Raw genomic sequence first — 25,725 nt, 5'->3', positions numbered from 1 at the left:
GGGGTCGGAGTTCAACGCGCTCCACGTTGAGGCGGCAGTCAGCGGTCGAGGCGGCTGATGACGCCGAGAGGGCCGTGGCCGGTGATATGGGCGTAGAACATCGTAGTCCACCTATCGTTATGGCCGAGCAGCGTCTGAATTCCCCGGATGCCAGCGTCCGTCTCGATCAAAGTGGGTCGCGAAGCTGCGGCGGACGGTCCGTCTTTACTCGGCACAAGGAGCCGAATAGAATTGATGACTTGGCCACACACCGAAACATGCCCACACTGAGATGTCCATCTATTCTGCGAGCGTCACTTGCGAGACTCCAGAGGAATGCGGCACGTTCGACAAACATCGCCGGATGCTTGGACGTGCCAACGGGTTCGCTCGATGCGCGAGCCGCTGCGTGCCCTTGACTCCCCTGTACTCCCAGCGTGCGGCAAGAGTGAGCGATGTGCGAGGGATGCCTCTTACGAGACCTCTCAGATCTGGATAGATCCGAGAAACGATAAACATTTCACACATTCCACAAAGAACGAGTCAATGCACATCATCCTAAAAAAGCATGTCGAGGAACTCGCCGATGATTATGGCCACTCCGACATGGACGAGTCCAAACAGTTTGAGATCTTCTGCAATTACTGCCTGGTCTCGCGCCACTTCTTCGGACGATTCGATCCACTCGATGTCACCGCGGACGACGACGATGCATCCATCGACGGCGTTGCAATAGTTATTGATGGTGATCTAGTAATTACAGCCGACGACGCCGAAGCGGCATTTACCACACACAAGACCAATCTCCAAGTGGACGTAATTGTGGTTCAGGCCAAATCTGGCGAACAGTTCAAAAAGATCGACGTTGCAAATTTCAAACTCGGAATCGAAGACTACCTGTCCCTCGAACCTAAATTACCAAATGGCAAGCTAAACACAGAGGCCATCGCGATCCTAAAGGTCGTGGTAAGCAATCTTAAGAAGGTGAAGAACCGACGGCCCAGTGTGTACGTCTACTACTGCACGACGGGCGTTTATACCGCTGCGCGCGAAATCTCGGCGGCATTCGCAATTGTTGAGCAGTATGTGAAACAGACGGAACTATTCTATGCCGTCACAGTCAAGCCGCTAGGGAGAGGCGAACTGCTGAAGTGGTACGCTGCCATCACTGAGAAGAATGAAGCCAAGCTGAGGGTGCTCGACTATCTCGGAATGCCTGCAATGCCAGGAATTCCGCAATCTTATGTTGCCCTCGTTAACGCAAGATCATTTGTCGACGCGTTGCTGTTGGACGAAGAGCAGAACATCAATCAGTCGGTGTTTGAAGAAAATGTCAGATCTTATCTCGGAACAGAAAACAGTGTAAACGCCGCTATTCAGGCAACACTAAAGAATCCGACAAAGAAATCTCTTTTCTCTGTGCTCAACAATGGAATCACCGTTGTTGCTCCAGAACTTACGCTAACGCCAAACACCAAGGAGCTGCACCTAAAAAATTTCCAGATCATCAATGGCTGTCAGACGAGCAGTACACTTGCGGAGCTTCGTACGCTGCTCGACGACGCTGTGAATGTAGTGGTTCGGTTTATTGAATCACCAGAAAACGATTCAGCTACTGACATTATTACGGCAACCAACAGTCAGTCCGACATTCCCAAGGAGGCATTTTTCGGGCTTCGCAGTAAGGCAAAGTTGGTGCAGAAATATTTTGCTGCAAAAAACCAAGATGCGCTCCCTTTAAACAGGATCTATTTCGAGCGTCGACAGGCAGAGTACCGTGCGTCCGGGTATCCCGCTACGCGGATCTTCGACGTGAAGGAGCTTGCTCGGTGCTACGCTGCGATGTTCCTTGATATGCCGCATAATTCGGCACGATATGTGTCCACGATTTTCTCGGTGAGCGGACCACAGCTATTCTGCGAGAACGATCATGAGGCATATTACTACGTGGCGGCGCTAGCTCTTTACAAGTATCAAAATCTGATTAATGGCAACAGAATTGGCGCAAGAAACTACATCAAGGTTCGCTGGCACATCATTCAGATGTTTAAGTGGATTTGCCACGGCACTACAGATACGCCTGTTGCAAACTCTAAGAAGGCTGAAGCCTATGCGGCGGCCCTGATCGAGACGTTGACGTCCGAGAGCAACGAGTATGTGAGAATATTCGAACATTGCCAGAAGATCGTGGACACCGTAGGACATCCAACAGATGATATGCTCAAGCGCTCGCGTTTTGCGGCAGATCTCATGGGCGAAGTACAAAAGCAGTTGAAATAGCCCAATTGGACGGGTGGGCGAAGGCGTTCGCGGTGCGGCAACGTCATCCACGCGAACAACTGCGTGCAGTCGATGGTGCACGGAGTCTCGCTGCGCTCGGAACTATGCCTTCCACGGCTGAAACCGGGGCATTGGGCGCAAAAGGCATGGTGCTCCTGCACCGCCAGCCAAACCGCTCCAACAGCCGATTATGGTGTCGCAACCGACGCGTGATATAGGACATTTGCAATTAATTCACAATTATGTAAACTGCGACCCCATGACACGTCTAGCCAGGCGCGCTCGAGCGCTTTCTCCATTCAACCGTACGGCATTATTCCATGGTCGAACTCTCGCATGGCGTCTCTTCAAGCGTCTTCATACCCACTTCAATGAGATCTTCTGGTCGCACAAAACGGCGAAGGCGCACGTATACTCTTGCACAAGACCATTCCAAAGAAGTGATCCATCCAGCGCTCTGTTTCGACTCGCTATTGGCAATAGAAGGGTACCGCAGACGCTTGGACACTGGGCCGACGCATACGACGCATTCGATCGCTGGGCGCAACTTGCATCGGTCATGGCGATCGCTGGATACCTTGAAACCTACATCGCACAGGTGAGCACCGCCGCACTGGAGTCTCATCCGTCACTTCTATTCGGCGGCAGCACCGCCATCGACGGCGCCATCTTCCTGAAGAAGAATCCTCAGTACGATCTCTATCCCTACACCGAGGACCTTGTCCGCGGCGATTGGCAGGCACGAATTTCCGCGTATCGAACCTTTTTTGGGACCTGTCCGTTCGAGCAGCACACATCTGACCTTGAGAAGCTCCGGAAACTGCGAAACGACACGGGACATTCGTTCGGACGCGACATCAAGTCGATGCGGTTTGCCTCGACCAGCACCGTCGAACGCCTAAAGGCGGTGCCGGACAAAACGATACAGGGGTACCTAGCATTAGCAGAGGCCGTGGCTGACGCAATTGAGAAACAGTTGGGCAAGGCATATGTTGGTCAATATGAGCTGATTAAGCTGTACCATCTGTGGATTCGTGCGCCGGTTGCGCGTCCGCCGGAGCTCAAGTTATTGGCAAGACAATTTAGCCTTCACGTTCGAGAGCTGACAATGAACGGGTATGGCATTGAATCGGCGATGCGTTTAATTGCGTACTACCGCAGCCTATGATTGCCTGGTTTTATGTGATGCAGTCGACGCGCTTCGTCCAGCAAGCCGATTTAACTGGCAGGCCATTTGCGACCGCGGTTGATTAGTAATGCGTTGGTCGAGCAGCCAGAATCCTTCGCCGCACGACCATCGCGTGGCGCCGGGGCGTCGCTGGGAGGTCGCCCAGCGCGACAAGGAGCTCTACTGGCGCGACTGAAAGAGTCCGCACCGCCATGCCGCGAGGATCCGGATCGCCGATGAGCTCCACAGGCGAGTCCTCGCGCAAAAGCCCGACTGGCCGAGCGAAGAAGAGCGCAGCGAAGACCCCGCCACCCACCTTGGCGTCCTCAAGGCCTCGACCGCGTCGCGCCCCGCCGCCGTCGCCCTGCTCGGTGACCTCGCCGCGGCGCTGCTGCGGCGCTGCCTCCGCTGGTACGTCTTCGGTGCGCAGGTCGCCGTGGCCTACGACAGGCCCCGCATGACCGCGGACGTCGACGTCACCGTCGACCTCGCGCAGACCAGCACGCTCACCAGGTGAGCCCTCGGCCGAGTCGGGACACGGGACGCTAGGACAGGAGCTCGGGCGGGACGGGACACGGCCGCTCGACGGCTTCCCGACGCCGTGCGCACTCATGAGCCGGTCGTCGCGAGCAGCTCCCGGGCGTCCGTGACGGCGGCAGCGCGGCGGATCCAGCGGTCCAGCTCGGCGATGTCCGTGCTCGCGAGGACGCGCTCCCGGACCTCGGCAGGGACCTCCAGCCCGCGGGCCTCGAGGACGGCCAGCACAGCCTGCGCCTTCGCTTCGAGGAGCCCCTGCTCCCGGCCCTTCTCCACGCCCTTGGCCACGTAGCTGCGCGCGAATTCGCTCTGAAATTCGTACCCGCTCTTCATCATCGCCTCCAACGTCCGCCTCGCCGCTGCGTTCAGCGAGGATAGCACCAGGTCCCCGTAGACGGCGCGGCGCTCCTCATCGAGCCCGCCTGCCGCCGCCAAGAACGCCACGCCGATCGCCTCCCCCGCCTCGCCCTGCCCATGCGCCATCGCCGAGAGCACGACCACCTCGGGCGCCGCCCTCGCCTGCTCGGCATAGGTGACGACCGGGACGCCCGCAGGCCCGAGCACCAGCGGCGTCAGCGTCAAGCCGGGGTGGCCCGCGTCGATCGGCCTCGCGCACCACCGCGCGATCTCCGCGGTGCCGGGCCCTCGTCTGGATGACATAGACCGGCCAGACGTACGGCTTGTCCGGGTCCACGCCGAGCTGGACCTCGACGACGATGGCCATCGCGGGCCGCTGCTGCTCGCCGACCAGCAGCACGACAATGACGTCCGCGCGGCGGTCCGAGGGAACGATCTCGGCCAGATCAGAGGACTCGACGCGCGCCTCCGTGAAGGTCGGGACCGGCTGGCCAAGCGCATCCTGCAGCATCTCGGCGGCCAGCGTCGGCCGGTTCTTGAACAGGTCCACCAGCGCTTCATGGGTCACGGAGGGCATCGGGGCGTCTCTCGGGGGTTGCAGCCATGTTGAATCGTCAAGCGGCGCGCCAAGCCCATGCGTGCAGGGACGCAGGGGCCGGAACAGCCGCCTCCACTGCTTCAATTCCGGGCAGCTCCCTCGAGTCGTCACGCCGTGTGACCTGCGTGCGCCCCGACGCCAGGACGCGTCACGAGCCGCGCCGCGGCCCGCAGCAGCGCCTCCGGCAGCGAGCCAGTCTCGATGGGCAGGACCTGGTGCGCGCCCTCGTCTCCGAGGGCCGGCCCATCAACGTCCTGGGCTGAGTCGACAGCCAGGTCACGTCGACCTTGAACCAGCCAGGAGGACTCCATGGCCCCTCGAACGGCGACCAAGAAGAAGAGCTCCAACCCCACCACGAGGCCGAGCAGCACCAAGCCGGCTAGGCCGCCGAGCACCCGCGAGGTGGCCGGCGTGCTGGGCGTGACGCTCTCGCCGCCGCTCAAACCCGAGCAGACCGCGCGGCTTCGCAAGGCGCTGCCCGGCTATGCGGGCATCCTGGACGACGTGGCGGCAAGAGGTTCTCGCTGAGCTCAGGCGCGGTCTTCCATGAAAAACCCGCGCAGGGATCGCGCGACGAGCTCGGGGCTCCCTCCCCTATCGGCGTTCCAGGGAGCCTCGTGACCGACGCCTTCGAGCTCCGTCCGCTGGACCCTGGGGAGGATCGTCTCCAGCGCATCGAGGGCGTTCTTCAGGTACCTCGGGCTCTTCGTGCCTCCGAGCAGGAGGATCTCGGCTTCGACGGCCTTGAACAAGGTGATGCTCTCTCCCCTGTCGACGACCATCTTGAAATCGAAGCGCATCGCCGGGAGCAACTCGCGCACCGGCGCGTACTGCCCTGAGCGCCTCCTGTCGTCCAGGCGGAGAAATCCCCTCGTCGCCAGCGTGAGCAGCGGGCGCGGAACCGCGGCGAGGAACCCCGGGGCGAGACGCACGATGTTGCTCACCGTGACGAGCGCCGAGGCCAGCTGCCCGCGGCGGATCTCGTCGTTGAAGCGAGCGATCTCATCAAGGGGCACTCCCTCGAGGTAAAACGGGGGCTCGTAGACCGCCGCCTTGCGGATGGAGGGCAAGGCGCGCGCGGCCTCGAGCGTGATGATCGCTCCCGAGCTGAGCCCGAACACGAGCTGGGCGCCGCTTCGCGAGAGGAGGCCCTCGAGATCCTCGACCTCTCTCTCGATGGAGTGCCCGGCGTCGTACTCCCGCGGGCTCATGCCCCGCCCCCGCCGGTCAGGGAGGTAGACCGTGAAGTCGTTGGCCAAGGCCCTCGCGAGCTGGTCGTAGTTGGCGGCGGTCCCCATCGCTCCTTGCACCAGGATGACGCCGGGACCTCGGCCGATCTGGCGGTAGCCGATCGTGGTGCCGTCCCTGGAGGTCACGGCGCCCGCCGCGTAGGGTTCTTTCGAGGTCGAAGAGCGGTCCGCTCGGCTGCTTCGTGCTTCCGTCATCATCTCGTGCTCCTTCCCGACCCTTTGTGACACGGCGGCCGATGAATGCTTGCGCAGCGCCGGCGAGGACTCCTCGTCCCGCCTGTCCCCCTGCAACATCCATCCATGGGCTTCTAGCTGCTCAGCTGCTTCATCTGCGCGAGCATCTGATCGACCGGCTTGCTCAGCTGCTTGAGGATGAAGCCCGGCGCGATGCGGCTCATGAGCTTGGAGACGTTCGCGAAGCCGACGCGGATCTCGGGGCGGTCTCTCTCGAGCCCCTTCAGGGCCTCATCAACGAGCTTCGCGACGCTCATGAGCGGCGTGCCCCGGAGCTCGTCGGCGAACGTGTGGTTCAGGGGCGTGTCCACTGCCGGAGGCGCCAGCTCGAAGACCTTGACGTTCGTCTGCTTGAGCTGGACGCGCAGCGACTGCGTGAACGAGTGGATCCCCGCCTTCGCCGCGCCGTAGATCGGGGCGATCGGGTAAGGGTTGAAGGCGAGCCCCGACGACACGTTGACGATCGCCGCGCGGTCCTGGGCCTTGAGGTGCGGGAGAAACTGCATCACCATCCGGATCGAGCCGCTCAGGTTGATCTCGATCTCCTCCGTGATGCCCTGGAGATCGGCGCCGAAGGTCTGCAGGTTGACCTTGCGCATGATCCCTGCGTTGTTGATGAGGACGTTCATCGCGGGGAAGTCCTTCATCACGTGCTCGTGGAGGGCCGCGATCGCGTGCGGGTCTCGCACGTCGCTCCGGAGGGTCCGTAGCCCAGGCAGCCTCCGCCGCGCGGCGTCGAGCGCGTCCTGGTCGCGGCCTGTCACGATGACCGTGTTGCCGCGGCGGAGGAGCTGCGACGCGAGCTCGAAGCCGATGCCGCCGCTTCCACCGGTGATGAGGATGGTGTTGCCTTGGAGTTTCATGATTGGACCCCTGTTTCGAGCTCCGAGGGAGCGTTCACGCGTTCGACGCCTCCGCCGGCGCCGCGACCCACGGAAAGGAGTACGGCGGAGCAAACAGAAATGCTAATGGATAGTCGTGATGGGGAACATAAACGAGGGTTATGGCCGCGATCTCGACCTGAACCTGCTCCGCGTGTTCGTGGTGGTCGCGGAGGAAGGGAGCCTCACGCGCGCTGCGTCGCGCCTCTACGTGACGCAGCCGGCCGTGAGCGCCTCGATGCGGAGGCTCGCGACCTTCGTCGGCGCCGAGCTCATCACCCGTCAGGGTCGCGGCGTCGCGCTGACGACGCGCGGCGCCGAGCTGCTCGCGGCGGCGCGCGCGCACCTGGAGCCGCTCATCGCCGCCGCGACGGCGGCGCCGCGCTTTGATCCGAAGCTCTCGACCGCCACAATTCGGTTCGGGCTCGCCGACGGGCTCGAGTCCGTGATCCTCCCGAGATTGATAGCCCAGCTCCGCGCCGAGGCGCCGCGCATGCAGTTCATCGTGCTGCCCGTGCAATTTCGGACCGTCGAGGAGAGCCTGCTCTCGAGCAAGATCGATTTCGCCGTCACCGTGGCGGACGAGCTGCCGAAATCCATCCTCCGCCAGCCGCTCACCGCACACCCGAGCGGGCCGAAGGCGTTCGTTTGCCTGTACGACGCACGCTTCACCAGGCTCCCACGCCCGCTCACCGAGCGCGCTTACTTCGCCCAGGAGCATATCGTCGTCTCGTACGCCGGCGACACGCGAGGCGTCGTGGAAGACGCGCTGGGCAAAGCCAGGACGGTACGCGTCTCCGTGCACTCCTTCGGCTACATCGCGGACCTCGTCGAGGGCTCTCCCCTCGTGGCCACAGTGCCGTCGTTGCTCGCTGGCCACCTCATCCGGGCGCGGTCGCATCTGCGCGCGGTCCCCGTGCCGTTCTCTCTCGAGGGCGCGCGGCTCGATCTCTTGTGGTTGCGCGCCGCCGACGACGATCCGGCGGGGCGGTTCGTCCGCGACGTCGTGGCGAACGTCGTCGGATCGCTGGAGGGGAAGAGCGCAAAGCCGCTCGCCCGCTCCGGCGCGGTGAGGCGCACGCGGTGAAGGAGCGACCCATCCTGCCGGCACACCCGCACGAGCCCATGATCGACTACGCTGCCGGGGCCGTGGCGATCGGCGGCGTCAACCACATGACCCTCGCGGTTCGAGACCTCGACCGCGCCGTGCATTTCTACGTCCAGGTGCTCGGCGGAAAGCGGCGAGCGCAGTGGGCCAGGGGCGCAACTCTCGAGCTGGGAACGCTCTGGCGCTGTCTGGAGCTGGACGCGCACGCCGCGCGGCAGGTCGACGACTCGCACCTCGCGTTGTTCGATGCACAGCTTTGGCCGGGCGCTGGCGCGAGATCGGGTCGATCGCGCGCCAGCGCACCGCGGCCAAGAGCCCGCGCTGACGTCCGGCGCCCGCTCAGCAGCGCCAGCAGATGACCCCGTAGTCCCCCGCCGTTCCACAGCACAGCTTCACGCCAGGGGCATTGGGACGATCCACGCCCGCGGCGGTGCTCATCAGCGAGGCCTCGTCGGCGTCGGTCACGTCACCACCGGAGCGCGCCGCATCGTCCGCAGCGCCGCCAAGCTCTGCCGACGCGTCCACGGCCGTGGACTCGAGCTCCACGGCGCTCGTGGCAGCGGTCGTGCCGGTCTCGGCGGCCGAGGTCGCGGGGACGGCAAAGGCGGCAAGCATGAGGGGGAGAGAGTAGAGCGCGAATCGAATCGTCTTCATGGTCATTGTCTCCTTCGGGCCTCGTGGCCCACGTGAAGGCGCCTGGGGCGCCGGCCGAGCACAGCCCGCTGTGGGCAGAAGCGCCCACAGCTAGGCATCTCCCCGCGCCGCAGCGGCGAGCGGTACGCCTGCGAGCGACCCGTACGGCGCTGCGTTCGGCGTTGGCGGTGCGGAGATGCCACCTCTACGCGGCAGCGGGCGGGTGGTTTCACGGAAGCTCATCCTCCCGCCGTTCGTGCTCTCTTTCGCGCTGGTGCGGCATGTCGCCGACGAAACATGCTGACGAAGCGCAGCCACCCGACCCGCCGACAGCCCGAGGAGCCGACCGAGCGCCTCGTGAACGACCCGGGCTGCTATCGCATCTCCGAGCGCGACGGCGCGGGCAAGCGTCTCGGAGAGCGACGCGTCCACAGCGGCCCGAGACGAGAGATCGCTCACGGCGAACTCTCCGAGCCCAGGGCTCGCCGGTTGGACCCGGGTTGGGCCATGCGCTCCGAGGAGATGCGATCCGTCGTCACGCCCCTAGAAAAGTTCGCCTCAAATGCAATAACTTCCCCATTTCTGCCATTGCGGTCTTGTGGCACGTTCTGTCGAACACCGTGCTGTGAGGGCGTTACGCTCCCCGGAAGAGGAGAAACAAGACATGCGACTTGGCACTTCCCTGTCCGCGGTGACAACGATGTGGCTGGCGCTCGCCGCGTGCGGCGATGACGATGAAAAGCTGTCGCCGCTGGGAGCGGCTTCCGGCGCGGGGAGTGAAGGCGGCGAAGGCGGCGCGGGCGGCGATGACGGCGCGCCGGAGGAGCCGAGAGCGGACGGCGAGCCGTGCACCACCGACGAGGAGTGCAGCGGGGGACTATGCCTGACCGAGGCGGACCTGGGCTGGGCGGGGGGTTACTGTTCGGCGCTCTGCGCGGTGCCGCTCGCCCCGTGCGAGGCTGGCTCGATCTGTGTGGCGACGGACAGCAACTTCTCGCTCTGCTTCAGATCCTGTGAAGAGGCGGCCGACTGTCCGGGCGCAGGGCAGAGCTGCCGCGCGGTGGGCCAGAACGGCGCAACGGCGGCGTGCGTGGGCGGCTGCGACAGCGACGATCAGTGCCAGATCGCTTGCAACAGCGAGACGCAGAGTTGCTCCCTCGACGAGACGTGCGACAACGACGAGGACGACGATGGGGACGTCCTGCAGGACTGCGAGGAGCTCGACTGTGCCAAGCACGAAGTGTGCGTGGACGGCATTGCGGCGGCGTGCGCGGGGGCGATCGACGTGTCGGCGGGGGGCGCGTTCACGGGCAGCACAAAGGACGGCACGAACGTGTTCGCCACGATCTGCTCTGCCTCCAACGGTACGTATGCGGTCGGCGTGGGCGTGAAGGAGAAGGTCTTCCAGTTCGTGGCGCCGGCCAAGGGGGCGGTCGTCTTCGCCCCGAGGTCCGCCGCGGGCGGCGGCTACGACTGGTACGTCCGGACGGGCTGCGACGACTCGTCGACGCTGCTCGGCTGCTCGGTCGCGCTCGGCCCGGATGAGCTTGCGGTCGAGCTCCTGGTCGAGGCCGGGGACACGCGCTTCCTCTTCATCGATGACACAGGTGAAAGGGACCCGGAGTATGCGCTCGAGGTGGCCTTCGCGGAGCAGGCCTGCGGCGATGGGGTGAGGGTGGGCACGGAGGAGTGCGACGACGGCAATGCCGCGGACGGGGACACGTGCTCGAGCGCGTGCGTGCTCGACCCCGAGGCGGCGTGCGCGGGTGTGGCGCCGGTGACGGCCGCCGCGGCGGTGACGGGCGACACGTCCGAGGGCACGCGCGGCTTCACGGCGACATGCGCGGGCGACGGCCCGGAGCTCGTGTACCGCTATTCCCCCGAGGCGGACGGCAGCGCCACGATCACCGTGACGCCGACGGGATCCGCCGATCTTGTTCTCCACGTGCGGACGGACTGCAGCGAGAGCGCGACCGAGATCAACTGCCTGGACGCCGGCTACGCCGGAGACCCCGAGTCGGTCACGCTGGATGTGGCTGTGGGGACTCCGCTCGACATCTTCGTCGACAGCTACAACAATGTCTCTGCCGGTTCGTTCGAGCTGAGCATCACCCCGGATTGACCTGCCGACACGGCCAGACGAACGCGGCCATCACCCGAGCTTCACGCGGAGGCCCGCTCGATGAGGTCGGCGGCGACGGCCGTCCCATCCACCGCCACGGCGCCTGCGCTCGCGGCCGCGCGGGCAGCGACACCGTGATCGAGGGCGCCCTCCAGCGCGGCCAGAAGGGACTCCGCGCTCAGCGCTCCACGGGCCACGGACGTCCCGAGGCCGAGCGCCCGGACGCGCGAGGCCCAGTAGGGCTGATCGGCGAACATCGGGACGATCACCTGCGGGACGCCCGCGCGCGCCGCCGTCGTGGTCGTACCCGCCCCGCCGTGGTGCACCACCGCGGCGACCCTCGGGAACAGCGCCTGCTGGTTGACGTCGCCGATCGCGATGCCGTCGGGGGCGTCGTCGACCAGACCGAGCTCGGCCCACCCCTGCGACAGCACGACCCGGCGCCCCGCAGCCCGCACGGCCTCGATGACCATGCGGCCGGTCTGCTGGTCGACAGGCATGCTGCCAAAGCCGATGTAAACGGGCGGCTCGCCGGCGGCGAGGAACGCTTCCAGCTCGGGTACGAGCGGCGCATGGTCGGGAAGGAGCCAGGCTCCCGTCTGCGTGACCTGGAGGCCCGGCGTCGCCGGCAGCGGCCCGAGGACCGAGTCCGCCGCGAGCCACGGCGCCTTGCCCAGGATGTGGCTCAAGACATCGCTCAACGGACCCAGGCCGAGGCGCTCCCGGTTGGCGTTGAGCCGCTCGAGAAGGCGCTCGTTCCAGCTCCGCGATTCGTCCTGCCAGCATCGGAGGTTGGATTCCAGGTCGCCCCCGGGCTCCCCGCCGGGCGCATGATCCGTCGATGGCAGGGCCACCGGCGCGTACACGGCGACCACGGACGGGATGCCCAGCCGTTCGGCGATGGACCGTGCGGCGTACTGGTGCGCTCCGCCGGCCACGATCACGTCGCATCCCTCGGCGGCCGAGGCGGTCGCGTCGAACTGGTCTCTCGCGAGGTGCTCGAGCAACGCGCGGACCTGCTCCGGCGTCGGCGGGGCGGCCGGCGCGGCGGCCCCGCTCGGTTGCCGCATCGCGATTCCTATCGGGGTCGCCGTGAAGCCCATTCCGCCCACCCAGTCGATGAAGTTCGGCGGAACGCACAGCCTCACATCGTGCCCCCGACGCCGCATCTCGACGGCCAAGGCCACCACGGGTTGCACATCACCGCGAGTCCCCACTCCCGTCAGCAATACCCGCATCGTGTCTCTCCCTTCCACCACGCGCGTCGCGTGGATGACGGAGGCGACGATGGCACCGCAGACGCGTTTTTTCATCGTATCAACGCCAGAGTTCCGGTATACATGCTGAAGCGGGAGGCGGGGCGAGGACGCCCGTACCACGGATCATCCGTTCAGGCCCAGACGGCCAGAGCCTCCTCGAGCTGCTCTGGCTTGTTGAGCCGTGTGAGCGCAAGGTGCTCCTCGTCGGTGAGGGAGCTGGTGAATCCGTATCCGCCCGACGAAGGCGATAGCCGATCTCGGCAGAGCCGCGAACGAGCTCGGCCTCGGCGCCCGCGGAACGCGGAATGCATCTTGAACCGCCCTGATCCATGGGCGACGAGGCTGCGCATCCTGGTGACGCAACGGGGGCCGCGGTGCTCCCGCAGATCGAGGCGACGAGCGGAGCGGGCGTGCGCGTGCGCCCGGTCGACGCATGGCTCGAGGAGCTCTTGTCCCGCGCGGTGCGCCGCTACAACCGGCGGCCTCGCCCCGCGATCATCGCGGCGTCGACCGGCGTGACGGAGCCGACCGACGCGCGCGCCTGCATCCGGCGCGCCTGCGTCCGTTCGGCGCTCGCGGGCGGCACCACCGGGGCGCTCTCGACCGGCGCGGCCGTGGCCACGGCCGAGACGAACGGGCTCGGCGGGCTCGTCGCGATCCCTGCGGCCATGCTCGCGATCGGCGCTGAGACGGTGCTCCGGCTGCTCCTGCACGTGCAGATGCTCTGCGAGCTCGCGGATCTCTTCGGGCTCCGGTTCGATCCGGACGAGCCGGCCGACGTGTGGGCGCTGCTCGCCCTCGCGTTCGGCGTCGTACAGCACCCCCAGGACACGGACGATCCAGCGGGCGTGCTCGTGCGCTCGGCGCGCGCGAGCGGCTCGGATGTGGCCAAGCAGCTCGCGGCGCGGCTCGCCGGCGAGAGCGTGGCGCGCAACCTGGTGCCCGTGCTCTCGGTCGCCTCGTCGTCGATCACGAGCTGGGTAGTCACCCGGCGCCTCGGGGATACCGCGCGCCGATACCTGCGTTACCGGCGCGCGCTCGACGAGGCGCTCAGCGACGAGACGCTGCGCCCGCACCTCGATCGCCTGTTCGACGGGCTCTGGTTCATCTTCACCGCCGATGGACGCCTCACGCCGGAGGAGTCTGCGCTGCTCGCGGCCGTGCTGCGGCGGCTGCCGGCCCGGGCGCGCGTTGGCCTGAACGAGCGGCTCGCCGACGACATCAGCTGGATCGAGCGCCTCCGCGACGTGCCGGAGGGCGCGCGCGCCCCGCTGCTGCGCGCGCTCGAGATCGCGGCGGCCGTGGACAAGGTCGCGTCGCTGCGGGAGCGGAAGCTCCTCGTCCACGCCGCGGCGGCGCTTGGCCTCCGCGTCGACGAGGGCGGGCTCGATCGGATGATCCGCGAGTTCGAGGAGATCGGCACCCTCGGCGCGGCCGCCTAGCGCGGGCCGTAGCGCGCCGGCCAGGGAATCACGAAATGGTCGAGGGCGGCGGCCTCTCTGCCGCCCTTGGGGAGCCCGTGGACCTCGACGGCGAGGCCCTCCGGGGCGGGCGCGATCAGCAGAAAATGAAATGGGCGTAGCGCCGCGCCGCGGGCGAGATCGTCGGGGTGGCGGCGTGCCGCGCCCTGGGCGAGCGCGGCCCGTGGGCCGCCGCCGCCAGCCACGATGAACAGCTTTCCGCCGCGCTGGAAGCGCTCGTGGTTGTGCACGTGGCCGCTGATCAGCGCCAGCGCCTTCCGGGAGCGGAGGAGGGGCGGGACGATGTGGCGCTGCACGTGGGGCTCGTCGCCCGTCACCGTGCTGTTCGTGTAGGGCGGATGGTGCGCGAGCACCAGCGCCGCGCGCACTGAAGGATCGGCGTCGAGGCGGCGGAGCGCGCCGTCGTACCAGCGGATCTGGGCGTCCCACGCCGCGGGGGTGAGCTCGTCGATGTTGCTGTCGAGGACCACGACGCGGATGGGGCCATAGGCAACCTCGTACCAGTGGCGCCCGCCGAGGTGCGGGAAGCGCGCGGAGAGGTGGCGCGCACCGCCGCGGCCACCCCAGTACTCATGGTTGCCGAACGCCGCGAACACCGGGATCCCGGCGTCGCGCACCGGCGCCATCAGGGCGTCGAGATCGGCCCAGTGCCGCGCCGAGCCGCCGTCGAACACCAGGTCTCCGATCACGAACACGGCGTCGGGGCGAGCGGCGGCGAGCGCCTGCACCAGCACGGCGCGCTCGGGATCGTTCGACTCGCGCCAGAACTCCAGGTACGAGGTGCGCTGCAGATCGGCGATGACGGCGATGCGGCCGCTCGTGGTCGGAAGCGGCACATCGAGGCTCCCCGCGAAGCGGCGCGGCGCGGGCAGCGGCGCGCACGCGGCGAGCAGCGCGCTCGCGGCGGCGAGCAGCGCGACCGGGACGACCCGCCTGCTCACGGCCCTGGCGCTCGGCTGGAGGCGGGTCGGCCTTCCAGAAAGACGCCGACGAGGACGCCGAGGTATGCGCCGGCATGGAGCCCCCAGCAGACGAGGTATCTCGTGGCGGCGCCGCGGGACCACACACCGAGGCTCGCCTCGCGCACGCCGAACGGGTCGAGCGCCGCCATGACGGCCGGGCAGAGCGCGAGCGCCGCGGCGAGCGCCGCCATCATCCTGACCATCCAGGCGCGCCACGAGAACCGATCGCTGCGCGCGGAGCGGAGGAGGCCCACGCCCATGACGAGGGCGCCGAGCGGCAGACCTCCCCGGAACCCCGTCCACGCGACCGCGAGCCGGAACGGCAAGCTCGACGCGGCGAGGCCCTTGCCGTCGAGGAAATACTCGGGAGAGATCGCGGCGGTGACCTGATCGAAGAGCGCGCCACAGGCGCCAGCGGCCAGCGCGCCAGCGAGGATGGCCAGGTACTCGCGAAGACGGGAGGGTGAGGCGGGTGGGCTAGGCCGCACGACGTGAGCACCTACCGAAGCCCGAGGGCCTCTCGCATCACGCTGTCGTCGACCAGCGGCGTGAGCTCCGCGCGGGTGCGCGGGGTGCGGTTGCTCTGCGCGGCAACCCAGCCCTCTTCTTCCTCGAGGACATCCAGGATGTCGGGCACCAGCGTGCCCTGGAACCGCTCGTCCTCCCAGACCTGCTCGAGCACGGAGGGCTCGATGCCGATCGCCTGCGAGATCCTCGGCCAGACCGCTTCTGGCTCGGTGCGATAGAGCTCCTGCGCGCTCGCGAGCGACCGCACGAACTCGACGATGCCGCGCCGCTTCTCCGGATCCGCGAGCTTCTCGGCCGTGCTGTGGAGGTTCACGATCTCTCGGTAGAGCGAGCGATCCTGGAACACGACGGCGTTGCTCCCGATCGCGTTCGCCGCGAGCTGGGTCGAGGGCTCCCAGAGCGCGACGGCGTCCACGGCGCCCTCCTCGAGCATGGCCGGCAACGTGTTCCTCGCGCAGGGCGCAGCCATGCAGATGCCCCCGGAAACAACCGTGTAGTCGGCGTCGGTCAGGCCCACGGTGCCCAGGTACTTGTGGATGAAGAAGGCCGCAGACGTGTTGGCGATCGAGCCGATCCGCTTGCCGCGCAGATCCGCGAGCGAGCTGATCCCCGCCGCCCGGTTGGCCACGATCCGGTAGAACGTCTCCGTCACCGTGAAGATGATCCGCAGGTTCGGGTGAGCCACCGACTGCCTTAGCGTCTGCGTCTCCGCGTTGGTGCCGAGATCGACGCTGGCGTCGTTGAGCATGCCCACGATGCCGCCGGACTGGACGGTCGCTTCCCCGCGATAGAAGTCCTGCGCCGCGATCAGCGCAGGAGTGAACTCGATGGACGCCGTGTCGCTCGAGATCTTGAGCGGAGGAAACGACACGGCTCCGCCCTGCCCCCCTGCGCCGGCGTTCGCGCCCGCGCCCGCGCCGGCCTCACCACCTCCGCCTGCGCCCTCACCACCTACGCCAGCGCCCCCACCCGCGCCCGCCTGGCCGCTGCTGCCGCTGCTCGCGTCGGCGGCACCAGAGCCCGCGCTGCCCGAGGACGCTCCACCCGCGCCGCCAGTCGTGGCCCCACCCGTCGTGCCGGAGCTTGCCGTTGCTACGTCCCGACTGGAGTCCGATTTGCTGTCACACGCGATCAATCCAATCACAGAGATAAATACGACAGGGAAGAGCGGACGCATGTTCAGTCTCCTTCGACCGGCGGCTTATACCGCAGTCTCTGGCCGGCAGGGCTGCCCGCGTGAGCTCTCGAAACGGTTCGACATCACAGCGATCGATCTCGGCCGACAGAGCACTTCCAGCTCGGAAGCGCACCGTGGGCAGGCAACAAACGAGCAGAGTTATTCCAATACATTGGCGTGAGATCCGACATAGGGGAGGCTCCGTTGCACGTTGCTCTTCGGACGCGGCCCGCCGACGAGGCGAGGGTGGTGCGTCATGGAAGGTGAACGCGATGAAAGGGAGCGGCCGATGATCCTGGTGACCGGAGCGACAGGGAATGTTGGCGGTGCGGTGCTCGAGCAGCTCGTCAACGCGGGCCAGCCGGTCCGCGCGCTCGTGCGCGACCCGGCGAGGCTGGGAGCGCTCGGCGGCAACATCGCCGTCGTGAAGGGCGATCTCTCGAAGCCCGAGACGCTCGACGCGGCGTTCGCGGGCGCGGACAGGGCGTTCCTGGTCTGCGTGGGCGGCCGCCTGCCGGAGCTCGCCGGCAACGCGGCCAACGCCGCGAAGAGGGCGGACGTGAAGCACATCGTGTTCCTCTCCTCGTCGAGCGTCGCCCGCGCACCCGACGTCCAGATCGCCCGCTGGCACCGCGAGGCCGAGGCGAGGGTCAAGGCGTCGGGCGTCGCCTGGACGATGCTCCGGCCGGGAGGGTTCGCCTCGAACACGCTCCGGTGGGCCGCGTCCATCAAGGCGCAGGGCGCGGTGTTCCAGCCCCTTGGCGACGCCAAGGCGAGACCCATCGACGAGCGCGACATCGCGGCGGTCGCGGTGAAGGCGCTGACCTCGCCGGGGCACGAAGGCAAGGAGTACGAGCTCACCGGGCCAGAGGCGCTGAGCGCAGCGGAGCAGGTGGCGAAGATCGGCGCCGCGATCGGCAGGCCGCTCAGGTACGTCGACGTGAGCGAGGACGCCGCCCGCGAGGGGATGGTGAAGGCGGGGCTCCCCGACGTGTTCATCCGCGCCTTGCTCGAGGCGTTCGCGTTGATCAGGTCCGGGAAGGGAGAAGAGCCGTCGTCCACCATCGAGCAGCTCCTCGGGCGCAGGGCCCGGACGTTCGACGAATGGCTGGAACGCCACGTGAAAGCGTTCCAGTAGGGTGTGGCGGCAGATCGCCAAGGAGGAGAGAGCATGGCATCGAGAGCGACCAGGATCCTCGTCATCGGAAAGAGGGCCGATGTCCTCGAGCGGGGCGTGGCAGCGCTGAACAAGCAGGGGCACTCGGCTGTCGGCACCTTGAGCGCGTCGCCAGACACGGAGTTCCACGGCGGCGACTTCGACCTCATCACGCTCGGCGGCGGCGTGGACGCCGCCACCCGGGCGCGCCTCCACGCGCGCTTCAAGGAGCAGAACAAGGACGTGATGGTGCTGGACGTGTACGCGCCGATCGCCAGCCAGCAGATCGCCTGGGCGCTCAGGAGATCGTCCGTCGAGGGCGAGCTCGGGAGCGCCTTCTCGGTGACGGAGGCCAATGACGCCTTCGTCGCGCGCGCGACGATCGAGCGCGCCTGCACGCTGCGCCTCGACATCTACAGCTACCCCGGTGGCGCCCTGGAACCGGAGGTCACGCGCATCGTCGACGCCTCCGTCCCCCAGGGAACGCACGAGTTCAGGATCGAGAAGGCGCTCGCGCGTACCGGGTTCATGGCGGTGCTGACCTTGAACGGCGAGGAGCACCACCTGCACCGCCTGCAGCAGCACCCGGGCTGAGCCTCGGGCGATCGGAGCTGCTCCGGGAGGTCCGGAGTTGCCGCCCGGTAACGGTCACATCGCCGGGATTGGCGCACGACCATCTACGAACCACCTTGTGCCAGCCGACTGACGTCAACGTCTCGACGAGGTTCGCACCGCGCCGGCACGCGCATCGGGTGGAGGGACAGGAAGCGCAAGGACCTTTCCCCTCGCGTCAAGCCCTCGCGAGGCGTGCCGAGCGGCGCCTCGGGCACACGCTTGGCCCGCATTTTCGGCAGCCGCTCCGGATCGCCCTCAGCCCCGAGGATCCAGGATGAACCCCGGGCCGATTCGCACCACGAAGCCGCGATCGCTACGCCTTGGCGCGGCGCTCGATCGCCTCGAGCGCCATCCTCGCCGTGTCGCACACGCGGTAAATGTTGGTGCGGCTGCCGGTCGCGGTGCGCTCGAACGGCTTGGTCTCGTCCTCGAGCAGCCGCTCGAGCGCCGGCCGCACGCGCGCGTCGCCGAGCTCACCCAGCGTGCGCGCGGCGTCCTGGCGAACGAACGGATCGGCGTGCCGCGTCAGCTCGGTCAGCGCATTGAAGCCCGCGGCGCGATCCTGCCGCACGAGCGCCCGGCACGCGTTCAGCCGGTGAGAGGGCTCGTCGCCGCGCGCAAACGCCCGCAGCCGCTCCACGAGATCCGGCGCGCCCACGTGCGCGAGCACCTGCAGGCCGTGCATTGCCACGCGCGGCTCAGCGTGATCGAGCATCGCCATCGCGGCGGCCGCAAACACCGGGGCGTCCGCCGGTGACACGCCCCGGCTCGCCATGGCCGCGAGGCGCCGGCCCGCATCCGCCGCCACGCGCTCCTGCGCGTCGCGGAGGCGCGGCAGGACATCGGCCAGCGTCATCACCTTCGCGTCATCCAGGGCGCTGAGGGCCGCCGCCGCGATCGAGCCGTCAGCGTCGCTGAGCATGGCGCGGGCATCGGCGGCCCAGCGCGCCGCATCGCCCTTGCACACGCAATCCAGGGCCGCCCGGCGCGGACCCGGCTCGGGATCATGCAAGAACGGCCGCGCCCGCGCCCCCGCATCTCCGTCGAAGTCCCCGAGCACCTGGAGAGCCCGCTCCCGGACTCGAGCTTCGGGGTGATCGAGCCGCGCAATCACCCGATCGAGCGTGTCCTTGTCGATCCTCGGCAGTCGCCTCATGGCCGCCAGCGCATCCGTGAGGCGCTCGCCCCGGCGCAGCGCATCGGCCAGCTCGGGCTCGAATCCCGGCATGCCGGTGCCAAACCAATGGATCTTGCACCCGGCCAGGAGCTCGTCGAGCCACCGCTCGTACCAGTCGAGGAAGCCCGCGTTCTCCGGGAAGTACGGGCGCGCGCCGTCGAGATCGACGTACACGACCCGCCCGCGCGCAGGCCCGGTGATCACGAGTTGAGTGTAGTAACTGCAGCCCTGCGAGCCGAGGCTCAGCGTGCCCCGCAGCGCGCGGTCCATCGCCTCGTCCTCGCCGGGCAGGAGCGCCTCGAGCCAACCCTCGCCCGGAGGCAGCGTGTCGGGGTGCAACAGGCACTCGGCGCCGAGGTCGTCGAGCACCTCGTACCGCGCGTCGTGCCATCTGGCGAGCGTCATGAGCCCGTAGAACGGCCCGGCCCCGCCGTGCCCCGCGTGCAGGAGGAACGCACGGTAGTCCTCGGGCAGCCGCACCCGCCGCGCCGCCTCGAACGCGGCCACCTCGGCCTCGGCGGCCGGCGGCCGCAGCTCGAAGCGATGCGCGGCGCTGCCGAAGCACGAGAGCCCCCGCTCACGAACGGCGATCAGCTTGGCGATGATCCCGTCGAGGCGCTCGCGCATGATCCCACGCTAGCACCCGCGCGCGTGCGCTGTCGCGCGCCGCCGGATCACTCCGCCGCGCGACAGCGCGCGCAGGACTGCCGGCACAGGGTGACACCACGGTCATGCGCGACACGCGCGGGAACCCACGAGAACCTCGCGGCGGTCAGGCGAGCCGCAATCGGCACGGTATCTGCACACCGGCACAGCGTCTGTACGCGCCTGTGCGGAGCTGACCCGCGCCGGGTCGCTCGAGGAGGAACTTCGATGCCTTATGCTCGTTTTACCGCGTTGACTCTCGCCGTCATGGGAGGCCTTGGCGCTCTCGGTATCTCCCGTCCAAGCTCTGCCTGCACGTTTGCGGCGGGCGGGCGCTTTTTATCCGGGGTGGACGGCGTCATGCCGCTCGACGGGGTCATCGTGGGCTGGGTCGGTTGCTACACCGACTGTCCGGAGAGCGCGCCCAAGCTTCTGGTGACGGACAAGGAAACGGGCGAGGCCGTCAGCGGCACCCAGGAGGAGGTCGCCGACGTTACCGTCGGCGACGTTGCCGCCGGCGAGCGCGAGAGCTTGCTCGCCTTTCGCCCCACGGCCCCGCTCGTCGACGGCCACACCTACCAGATCACGCTCGAGGGACAGCACGTCAGCGCCGGCATCCCGGAGATCTACGCCAGCGCCGCTGTCGACATGGACGTGGGCGCCATCCCCGTCCAGAGCCTTGTCAGCGTGCAGGAGCGCTGGCACGGCAAGACGAGCTGCTGCACCGTCGATCAGCTCCCGGAAAGCTGCGGTCCTCAAGAGAGCTGCGTGGCGGAGGAAATGGAGCGTTACGTCACCCTCTTCGTCATTGTGCCCAGGGGGGTGAACGACGGCATGAGCCAGTACTTGCAAATCGTCACCTTCTCGAGCCCGGACGGGGAGGAACTCGGCAAGAAGGCGGTCTGGCATGAGCTCCCGAGCCAGACGTACGGCGTCGCAGCCACGGAGTACTGCTACCAGATCACGTACAGGAGCCTCATCGACGGCACGACCGTCGAGAAGGAGCGCACCTGCGTTCCGCACGGCGACGCGGGCGAGACGGCCGTCTTCCCGGCCGACGCGAGTGAGATCGCCGCGAAGATAAACGAGTGCCCTTCTCCGCCTGAGGGCTTCGAGGAGGCCTGGTGCAGCGCGAGACCGGCGTACTGCGAAGTGTACCCCGACCGCTGCGCCGACGATGACGTCAGCTCCTGCGAGGACTCCGGGACGGGTGCCGGTGGTTCGGGGGGATCTGGGGCGGGTGGTGGCGCGGCCACTCCGGAAGAGCCGGATGGCGAGCACGACAGCGCCGGCTGCTCGGTCAGTGCGGGCAGCGCGGGCCGCGGCGCCTCGTCGGGCTGGACGCTGCCCGCGTTCGGGCTCGCGTTGTCCCTCGCGAGCCGCGCGCGGCGGCGTCGCGACCGCCGCTGACCGGTCCAGGCGTACCGTCGCGGCCGACCCGGCGCGACGCGACGTACGTCGAGCGCAGTCGGCGCTCTCCGGGGAGAGGATGCAGCGGCGACGGACATGCAGTTCCATGCCTTCTTGCGCCCTTGCGTCTTTGCGCCTTTGCGTTGAGATTCTCCTTCTCGCCGCGAGCCAGATCCCCGGCGGGATCCCTGGCGCGCGGCGCCGGCCCTCCGCGCCCGCAAGGAGCTCTTCATGACACGAACGCGCGTTCTCCTGGATCACGACGGCGGCGTCGATGACTACCTCGCGATGCTGCTCCTGTTGACGATGGACCACGTCGATGTCCTCGGCGTCGTCGTCACCCCTGCCGACTGCTACATCGAGCCCGCCGTCAGCGCCACGCGCAAGATCCTCGATCTGGTGGGCCGCCACGACGTGCCCGTCGCCGAGAGCACCGTCCGCGGGCTCAACCCCTTTCCGCCCATCTTCCGGCGCGACGCCTTCTGCATCGACAAGATTCCCGTGCTCAACGAGCGCGACGAGATCCTCACCCGGCGCGTCCCCGAGGCGGGCCAGGCCTTCATGGCGAGCGCCCTGCGCGCCGTCCCCGAGCCCGTGACGCTCCTCGTGACCGGGCCGCTCACCACCGTCGCCGCGGCGCTCGACATCGATCCGCGCATCGAGGGGAACATCCGCGAAATCGTCTGGATGGGCGGCGCGCTCAACGTGCACGGGAACGTGCAGACGGCCTTCGAGAGCGGGCAGGACGGCTCCGCCGAGTGGAACGTCTACTGGGACCCGATCGCCGCCGACCGCATCTGGAAGACCGCCATCCCGATCACCCTCTGTCCGCTGGACATCACGAACCTTGTCCCCGTCACCCAGGCGTTCCTCCGCCGCCTGTCCCGCCAGCGCCGTTACCCCCTCTCCGACCTCGCGGGCACCTGCTACGCGCTCGCCGGCCACCAGGACTACTTCGCGTGGGACGTGCTGACGACCGCTTACCTCGGCAAGCCCGAGATGTTCACCCTCCGCGCGTGGGAGACGGAGATCGTCACCGCGGGCCGCTCGCAAGGGCGCACCAGGGTCGTGCCCGGCGGTCGCACGGTACGGGCGCTCGACCAGGTGGATCTCGAGCAATTCTACGGATATCTCTTCTCCCAATGGTCAAGGTGACACAGGGAGGCCGGCACAGGCTGGCTCACGGTCATCCGCGACGCACGCGGGTGCCCACGAGGACCTCGCGGCGGTCGAACGAGTCGCCGCCGGCATGGTATCTGCACATGCCCGCGCGAAGGTGACCCAGGTCGGGTCGATCGAGGAGGAACTTCAATGCGTTATTCTCGCTTCACCGCTTTGACGCTCGCCGTCATGGGAGGCCTGGGCGCTCTCGGCATCTCCCGTCCGAGCTCTGCCTGCACGCCTGTGCCGGACGGGCGCTATGTGTACGACGCCTCGCGCGCCATGCCGCTCGACGGGGTCATCGTGGTCCGGGTCACCTGCTATTCCAACTGTCCGGAGAGCGCGCCCGTGCTCCTGGTAAACGACAAGATCACGGGCGAGGCCATCAGCGGCACCCTGGAGGAGGTCGCCGAGATCGCCGAGGTGGTCGCCGGCCAGAACGAGAGCGTGCTCGTCTTTCGCCCCGCGGCCCCGCTCGTCGAAGGCCATACCTACCAGATCGCGCTCGAGGGAGAGCAGCGCGGCACCATCCCCTGGGAGACCCGGGCCAGCGCCGCTGTCGACATGGACGTGGGCGCCATCCCCGTCGAGACCTGGGTCGGCGTGCAGGAGCGCTGGCACGGTGAGGCGAGCTGCTGTATCGCCAACCTGGGCCCAGGGAGCTGCGGTCCGCAAGAGCGCTGCGTGGCCGAGGAAGTGGAGCATTACGTCACTGTCTCCCTCGATCTGAACGGGGGGGAAGACAACGGCGTGGGCCAGTACGTGCAGATCGTCACCTTCTCGAGCTCGGACGGGGAGGTGCTCAGCAAGCAGACGTTCTGGGACGGGAACCCGAGCCATACGTATGACGTCGCGGCCACGGAGTACTGCTACCAGATCACGTACAAGAGCCTCATCGACGGCACGACGGTCGAGACGGAGCGCGCCTGCGTTCCGCACGGCGACGCGGGCGCGACGGGCGTCGTCCTGACCGACCCGGCGCAGATCGCCGCGAACATCGCGGGGTGCGCTTCTCCGCCCGAAGGTTTCGAGGAGGCCTGGTGCAGCGCGAGGGCGGCGTTCTGCGAAGAGGCCCCCCACCTCTGCGCCGACAGTGACATGAGCTCCTGCGAGGCCCCCGATACGGGTGCCGGCGGCTCGGGGGGATCCGGGGCGGGTGGTGGCGGTAACTCTCCGGAGGACCCGGATGGCGATCACGTCAGCATCGGCTGCTCGGTCAGCGCGGGCAACGGCGCCTCATCGGGCTGGGCGCTGCCCGCTATCGGGCTCGCGCTGTCCCTCGCGAGCCGCGCGCGGCGGCGTCGCGACCGCCGCTGACCGGTCCAGGCGTACCGTCGCAGTCGACCCGGCGCGGCGCGAAGCCGCCCGATCCGGACGGCGCTACTCGGCCAGATCCGCGCGCAACGCGTCCGGGCGCTCGCGGATGGTGTCGAGCAAGCTCTGGAAGCCCCGCTCGAACTCTCGCTGGGAGTATTCCTTGCGCGGGTCGGCGGCGACCTGTTCGCTGATCTGCTCGTAGTAGCTGTTGGCGAGCCCTTCGAGGTCTGCGCTCTCGTACGCCTCGATGATGCTCTCCACCGCGCCGCGATAGGCGGTCACACAGCTTGGGCTCTCCAGGCAACGCCGGAAGATGAGCCCCGTCGAGATCGCGCCGTTCGGGAAGTCACCCTGGCGCGCGAGCTCGAACAGCGCGATGTGGGGCTTGCCCGAGTCGCGGAAGGGCTTCATCGAGAGGTCCATCCCCCACGGCAAGAAGACGAATTTCCCTGAGGCGGGGTCGTTGTAGATACGAAAGTTGTTGGGATAAAACACCGTGTAGGCGTACATGTCCCACTGATTCACCGCAGCCTCGGCCGCGGTGAAGCGCAGGAAGTGCTCGGTGTCGAGCGAGCCGCCGACGTCCTCGAGGAATGTCGCGCTCTTCGCCGTGTCCACGGCGGCGATCAGCGCAGCGAGGTCCGTGCGGTCGTTCGCGGTCTCGTTGGTCTCGAGATCGAACTCCGCTTCGGCGCCCGGCACGAAGTCGACCTGCCCTTCTTCGTACAGGTTCCCGTCGTTGCTCGCGAACCAGCGCGAGAGAAAGGTCGTGTCCTCGGCTTCGACGTTGGCATACACGCCGTAGAGCTCGCCGTTGACGTACACGAGCGCGCTGTTGCAGCGCGGGGCGGGCAAGCCGGCGTGGCGGAAGAGGTCGTACGCCAGGCGCTCTGCAAGGAAAGACGGATCTTCGACCATGTTGTTGAGCGTCAAGCGCTTGAGGCCGAGGAAGGTCTGGTCGTCCACGAACTCGTCGAACTTGAGCTTGAACGGCGCCTTCTCGTCGAGGCCACGGAAGCTGCCTTCGCCCTTGATGCGCAGCCCGATGTTAGAAACCGTGACCGTCCCGTAGCGCAGCGTGGCCGAGACGTACTCGTCCTGGAGCGGATCGTCCGGGCCCGACACCTGCTGCAGGGCTTGAACCGACTCCGGGGGTAGATCGATGTCGAAGCGCGGCAGGTTGGTGCGGTCGTAGATCTCGGCGCTGAGATCAGGACCGCCGCCTGCTCCGCCCGAGCCGTGCCCACCCGACCCGGTCTGGCCTGTCCCGGCGCCGGCACCTCCGCTCGAACCCACCTGGCCGCCGCTGCCGGCCGTCGTCCCGCTGTCGCTGGCGCCAGCGCCGGTCCCGCTGCTCCCCGCTCCCGATCCGCCCGCTCCGGGTCCCGCGGGCTCGGAGCAAGCGACGACAAGGCCGCACAGGGCCGAAGCCAGCAGCGCTGTCAGCACGAGGGTACTTCCGGACGGAGGACGATTCACCTGCTCGAACGAGCTCGATCGCATGACGGAGGTCTCGATGCGCATGACGACACATCCTGGGCGAAGATAAAGGAACAGCGCTCGCGCCAAATGTGATCGTTCACATGACCAGTGTCAATTCCAATCGACCAGGCGGGACGAGCCGTAGCAGCTCGAGCAGCAGCAACTCTGGCAGCGGGTGCCGCCGATCGCAGCAGAGCACGGGCAGGCG

22 protein-coding genes and 1 pseudogene are annotated in these 25,725 nt (G+C 67.5%); 12 read left to right on the top strand and 11 right to left on the bottom strand.

What is annotated here, in order from left to right; translation table 11 throughout:
• Positions 1-525: 525 nt before the first annotated feature.
• Both WME79_RS48690 and WME79_RS48685 read left to right on the top strand, forming a co-directional pair.
• A complete protein-coding gene (locus WME79_RS48690; protein ID WP_437529807.1) occupies positions 526-2,259 on the top strand; it encodes an AIPR family protein in 1,734 nt (577 codons plus the stop codon).
• A 559-nt stretch (positions 2,260-2,818) separates the two neighbouring features.
• Entirely contained in the window at positions 2,819-3,427 is a 609-nt protein-coding gene (locus WME79_RS48685) for a hypothetical protein (protein WP_437529805.1), read from the top strand.
• A gap of 609 nt (positions 3,428-4,036) precedes the next feature.
• On the opposite strand, the pseudogene WME79_RS48680 reads toward WME79_RS48685, so the two are convergent.
• Positions 4,037-4,898, bottom strand: a pseudogene (locus WME79_RS48680) (hypothetical protein).
• Positions 4,899-5,026: 128 nt separating this feature from the next.
• Positions 5,027-5,230: a hypothetical protein gene (locus WME79_RS48675; protein ID WP_437529802.1), complete on the bottom strand. Its 204-nt coding sequence runs from the start codon at positions 5,228-5,230 to the stop codon at positions 5,027-5,029.
• Between WME79_RS48675 and WME79_RS48670 the strand changes: the two genes are divergently transcribed.
• On the top strand, positions 5,229-5,447 hold the full coding sequence (locus WME79_RS48670) for a hypothetical protein (RefSeq protein WP_437529799.1): 219 nt from the start codon (positions 5,229-5,231) through the stop codon (positions 5,445-5,447). The two genes, WME79_RS48675 and WME79_RS48670, sit on opposite strands and share 2 nt — an antisense overlap.
• 2 nt (positions 5,448-5,449) lie before the next feature.
• Here the strand turns inward: WME79_RS48670 and WME79_RS48665 are convergent, their stop codons facing one another.
• Both WME79_RS48665 and WME79_RS48660 read right to left on the bottom strand, forming a co-directional pair.
• On the bottom strand, positions 5,450-6,367 hold the full coding sequence (locus WME79_RS48665; protein WP_437529796.1) for an alpha/beta fold hydrolase: 918 nt from the start codon (positions 6,365-6,367) through the stop codon (positions 5,450-5,452).
• Positions 6,368-6,477: 110 nt separating this feature from the next.
• Positions 6,478-7,266, bottom strand: a complete 789-nt coding sequence (locus WME79_RS48660; protein WP_437529794.1) for an SDR family oxidoreductase — start codon at positions 7,264-7,266, stop codon at positions 6,478-6,480.
• Positions 7,267-7,384: 118 nt separating this feature from the next.
• Here WME79_RS48660 and WME79_RS48655 point away from each other — a divergent pair, with 118 nt between their 5' ends.
• Together WME79_RS48655 and WME79_RS48650 are read left to right on the top strand one after the other, a co-directional pair.
• Positions 7,385-8,371: a LysR family transcriptional regulator gene (locus tag WME79_RS48655; protein WP_437529791.1), complete on the top strand. Its 987-nt coding sequence runs from the start codon at positions 7,385-7,387 to the stop codon at positions 8,369-8,371.
• Positions 8,368-8,751, top strand: coding sequence for a VOC family protein (locus tag WME79_RS48650; RefSeq protein WP_437529788.1), 384 nt, complete (start codon positions 8,368-8,370; stop codon positions 8,749-8,751). Before WME79_RS48655 ends, WME79_RS48650 begins: the two co-directional genes overlap by 4 nt.
• On the opposite strand, the gene WME79_RS48645 is transcribed toward WME79_RS48650, so the two are convergent.
• Complete coding sequence (locus tag WME79_RS48645) at positions 8,732-9,046, bottom strand: hypothetical protein (RefSeq protein ID WP_437529785.1); 315 nt, start codon at positions 9,044-9,046, stop codon at positions 8,732-8,734. The genes WME79_RS48650 and WME79_RS48645 overlap by 20 nt on opposite strands.
• A 643-nt stretch (positions 9,047-9,689) precedes the next feature.
• On the opposite strand from WME79_RS48645, the gene WME79_RS48640 reads away from it, so the two are divergent.
• The gene (locus WME79_RS48640; protein WP_437529782.1) at positions 9,690-11,147 is read left to right on the top strand and encodes a hypothetical protein; all 1,458 of its coding nucleotides are present in this window, start codon (positions 9,690-9,692) and stop codon (positions 11,145-11,147) included.
• A 41-nt stretch (positions 11,148-11,188) separates the two neighbouring features.
• Here the strand turns inward: WME79_RS48640 and WME79_RS48635 are convergent, their stop codons facing one another.
• Positions 11,189-12,385 (bottom strand): glycosyltransferase, encoded by a 1,197-nt coding sequence (locus WME79_RS48635; protein ID WP_437540089.1) that lies wholly within the window; start codon positions 12,383-12,385, stop codon positions 11,189-11,191.
• 350 nt (positions 12,386-12,735) lie between these two features.
• Between WME79_RS48635 and WME79_RS48630 the strand changes: the two genes are divergently transcribed.
• Complete coding sequence (locus WME79_RS48630) at positions 12,736-13,848, top strand: hypothetical protein (protein WP_437529779.1); 1,113 nt, start codon at positions 12,736-12,738, stop codon at positions 13,846-13,848.
• Here the strand turns inward: WME79_RS48630 and WME79_RS48625 are convergent.
• Genes WME79_RS48625 through WME79_RS48615 form a run of 3 tightly spaced genes read right to left on the bottom strand, consistent with a single transcriptional unit; the run spans position 13,845 to position 16,248 of the window.
• Positions 13,845-14,828: a metallophosphoesterase family protein gene (locus tag WME79_RS48625; protein WP_437529776.1), complete on the bottom strand. Its 984-nt coding sequence runs from the start codon at positions 14,826-14,828 to the stop codon at positions 13,845-13,847. The two genes, WME79_RS48630 and WME79_RS48625, sit on opposite strands and share 4 nt — an antisense overlap.
• A complete protein-coding gene (locus WME79_RS48620; protein ID WP_437529774.1) occupies positions 14,825-15,337 on the bottom strand; it encodes a hypothetical protein in 513 nt (170 codons plus the stop codon). The genes WME79_RS48625 and WME79_RS48620 overlap by 4 nt, the downstream gene beginning before the upstream one ends.
• Positions 15,338-15,348: 11 nt before the next feature.
• Entirely contained in the window at positions 15,349-16,248 is a 900-nt protein-coding gene (locus WME79_RS48615) for an ABC transporter substrate-binding protein (RefSeq protein ID WP_437529771.1), read from the bottom strand.
• A gap of 595 nt (positions 16,249-16,843) precedes the next feature.
• On the opposite strand from WME79_RS48615, the gene WME79_RS48610 reads away from it, so the two are divergent.
• Complete coding sequence (locus tag WME79_RS48610) at positions 16,844-17,692, top strand: SDR family oxidoreductase (protein WP_437529768.1); 849 nt, start codon at positions 16,844-16,846, stop codon at positions 17,690-17,692.
• 33 nt (positions 17,693-17,725) lie between these two features.
• Positions 17,726-18,304 (top strand): hypothetical protein, encoded by a 579-nt coding sequence (locus WME79_RS48605; protein WP_437529766.1) that lies wholly within the window; start codon positions 17,726-17,728, stop codon positions 18,302-18,304.
• 334 nt (positions 18,305-18,638) lie between these two features.
• Here WME79_RS48605 and WME79_RS48600 read toward each other — a convergent pair whose 3' ends face one another.
• A complete protein-coding gene (locus WME79_RS48600; protein WP_437529763.1) occupies positions 18,639-20,129 on the bottom strand; it encodes a HEAT repeat domain-containing protein in 1,491 nt (496 codons plus the stop codon).
• Positions 20,130-20,375: 246 nt separating this feature from the next.
• Between WME79_RS48600 and WME79_RS48595 the strand changes: the two genes are divergently transcribed.
• The 3 genes from WME79_RS48595 to WME79_RS48585 all read left to right on the top strand — a co-directional run bounded on the left by WME79_RS48595 (position 20,376) and on the right by WME79_RS48585 (position 24,035).
• A complete protein-coding gene (locus WME79_RS48595) occupies positions 20,376-21,557 on the top strand; it encodes a hypothetical protein (protein WP_437529762.1) in 1,182 nt (393 codons plus the stop codon).
• A gap of 231 nt (positions 21,558-21,788) precedes the next feature.
• Positions 21,789-22,712, top strand: a complete 924-nt coding sequence (locus tag WME79_RS48590) for a nucleoside hydrolase (RefSeq protein WP_437529759.1) — start codon at positions 21,789-21,791, stop codon at positions 22,710-22,712.
• A gap of 156 nt (positions 22,713-22,868) precedes the next feature.
• Complete coding sequence (locus tag WME79_RS48585) at positions 22,869-24,035, top strand: hypothetical protein (protein ID WP_437529756.1); 1,167 nt, start codon at positions 22,869-22,871, stop codon at positions 24,033-24,035.
• A 63-nt stretch (positions 24,036-24,098) separates the two neighbouring features.
• On the opposite strand, the gene WME79_RS48580 is transcribed toward WME79_RS48585, so the two are convergent.
• Positions 24,099-25,559 (bottom strand): CotH kinase family protein, encoded by a 1,461-nt coding sequence (locus WME79_RS48580; RefSeq protein ID WP_437529753.1) that lies wholly within the window; start codon positions 25,557-25,559, stop codon positions 24,099-24,101.
• Positions 25,560-25,725 lie beyond the last annotated feature (166 nt).

The sequence above is a fragment of the Sorangium sp. So ce726 genome, from assembly GCF_051521405.1.
Classification (GTDB): Bacteria; Myxococcota_A; Polyangia; order Polyangiales; family Polyangiaceae; genus Sorangium.
The sequence above is the reverse complement of the archived record's forward strand: the minus strand, read 5'-3'. Positions and strand labels throughout refer to the sequence as shown.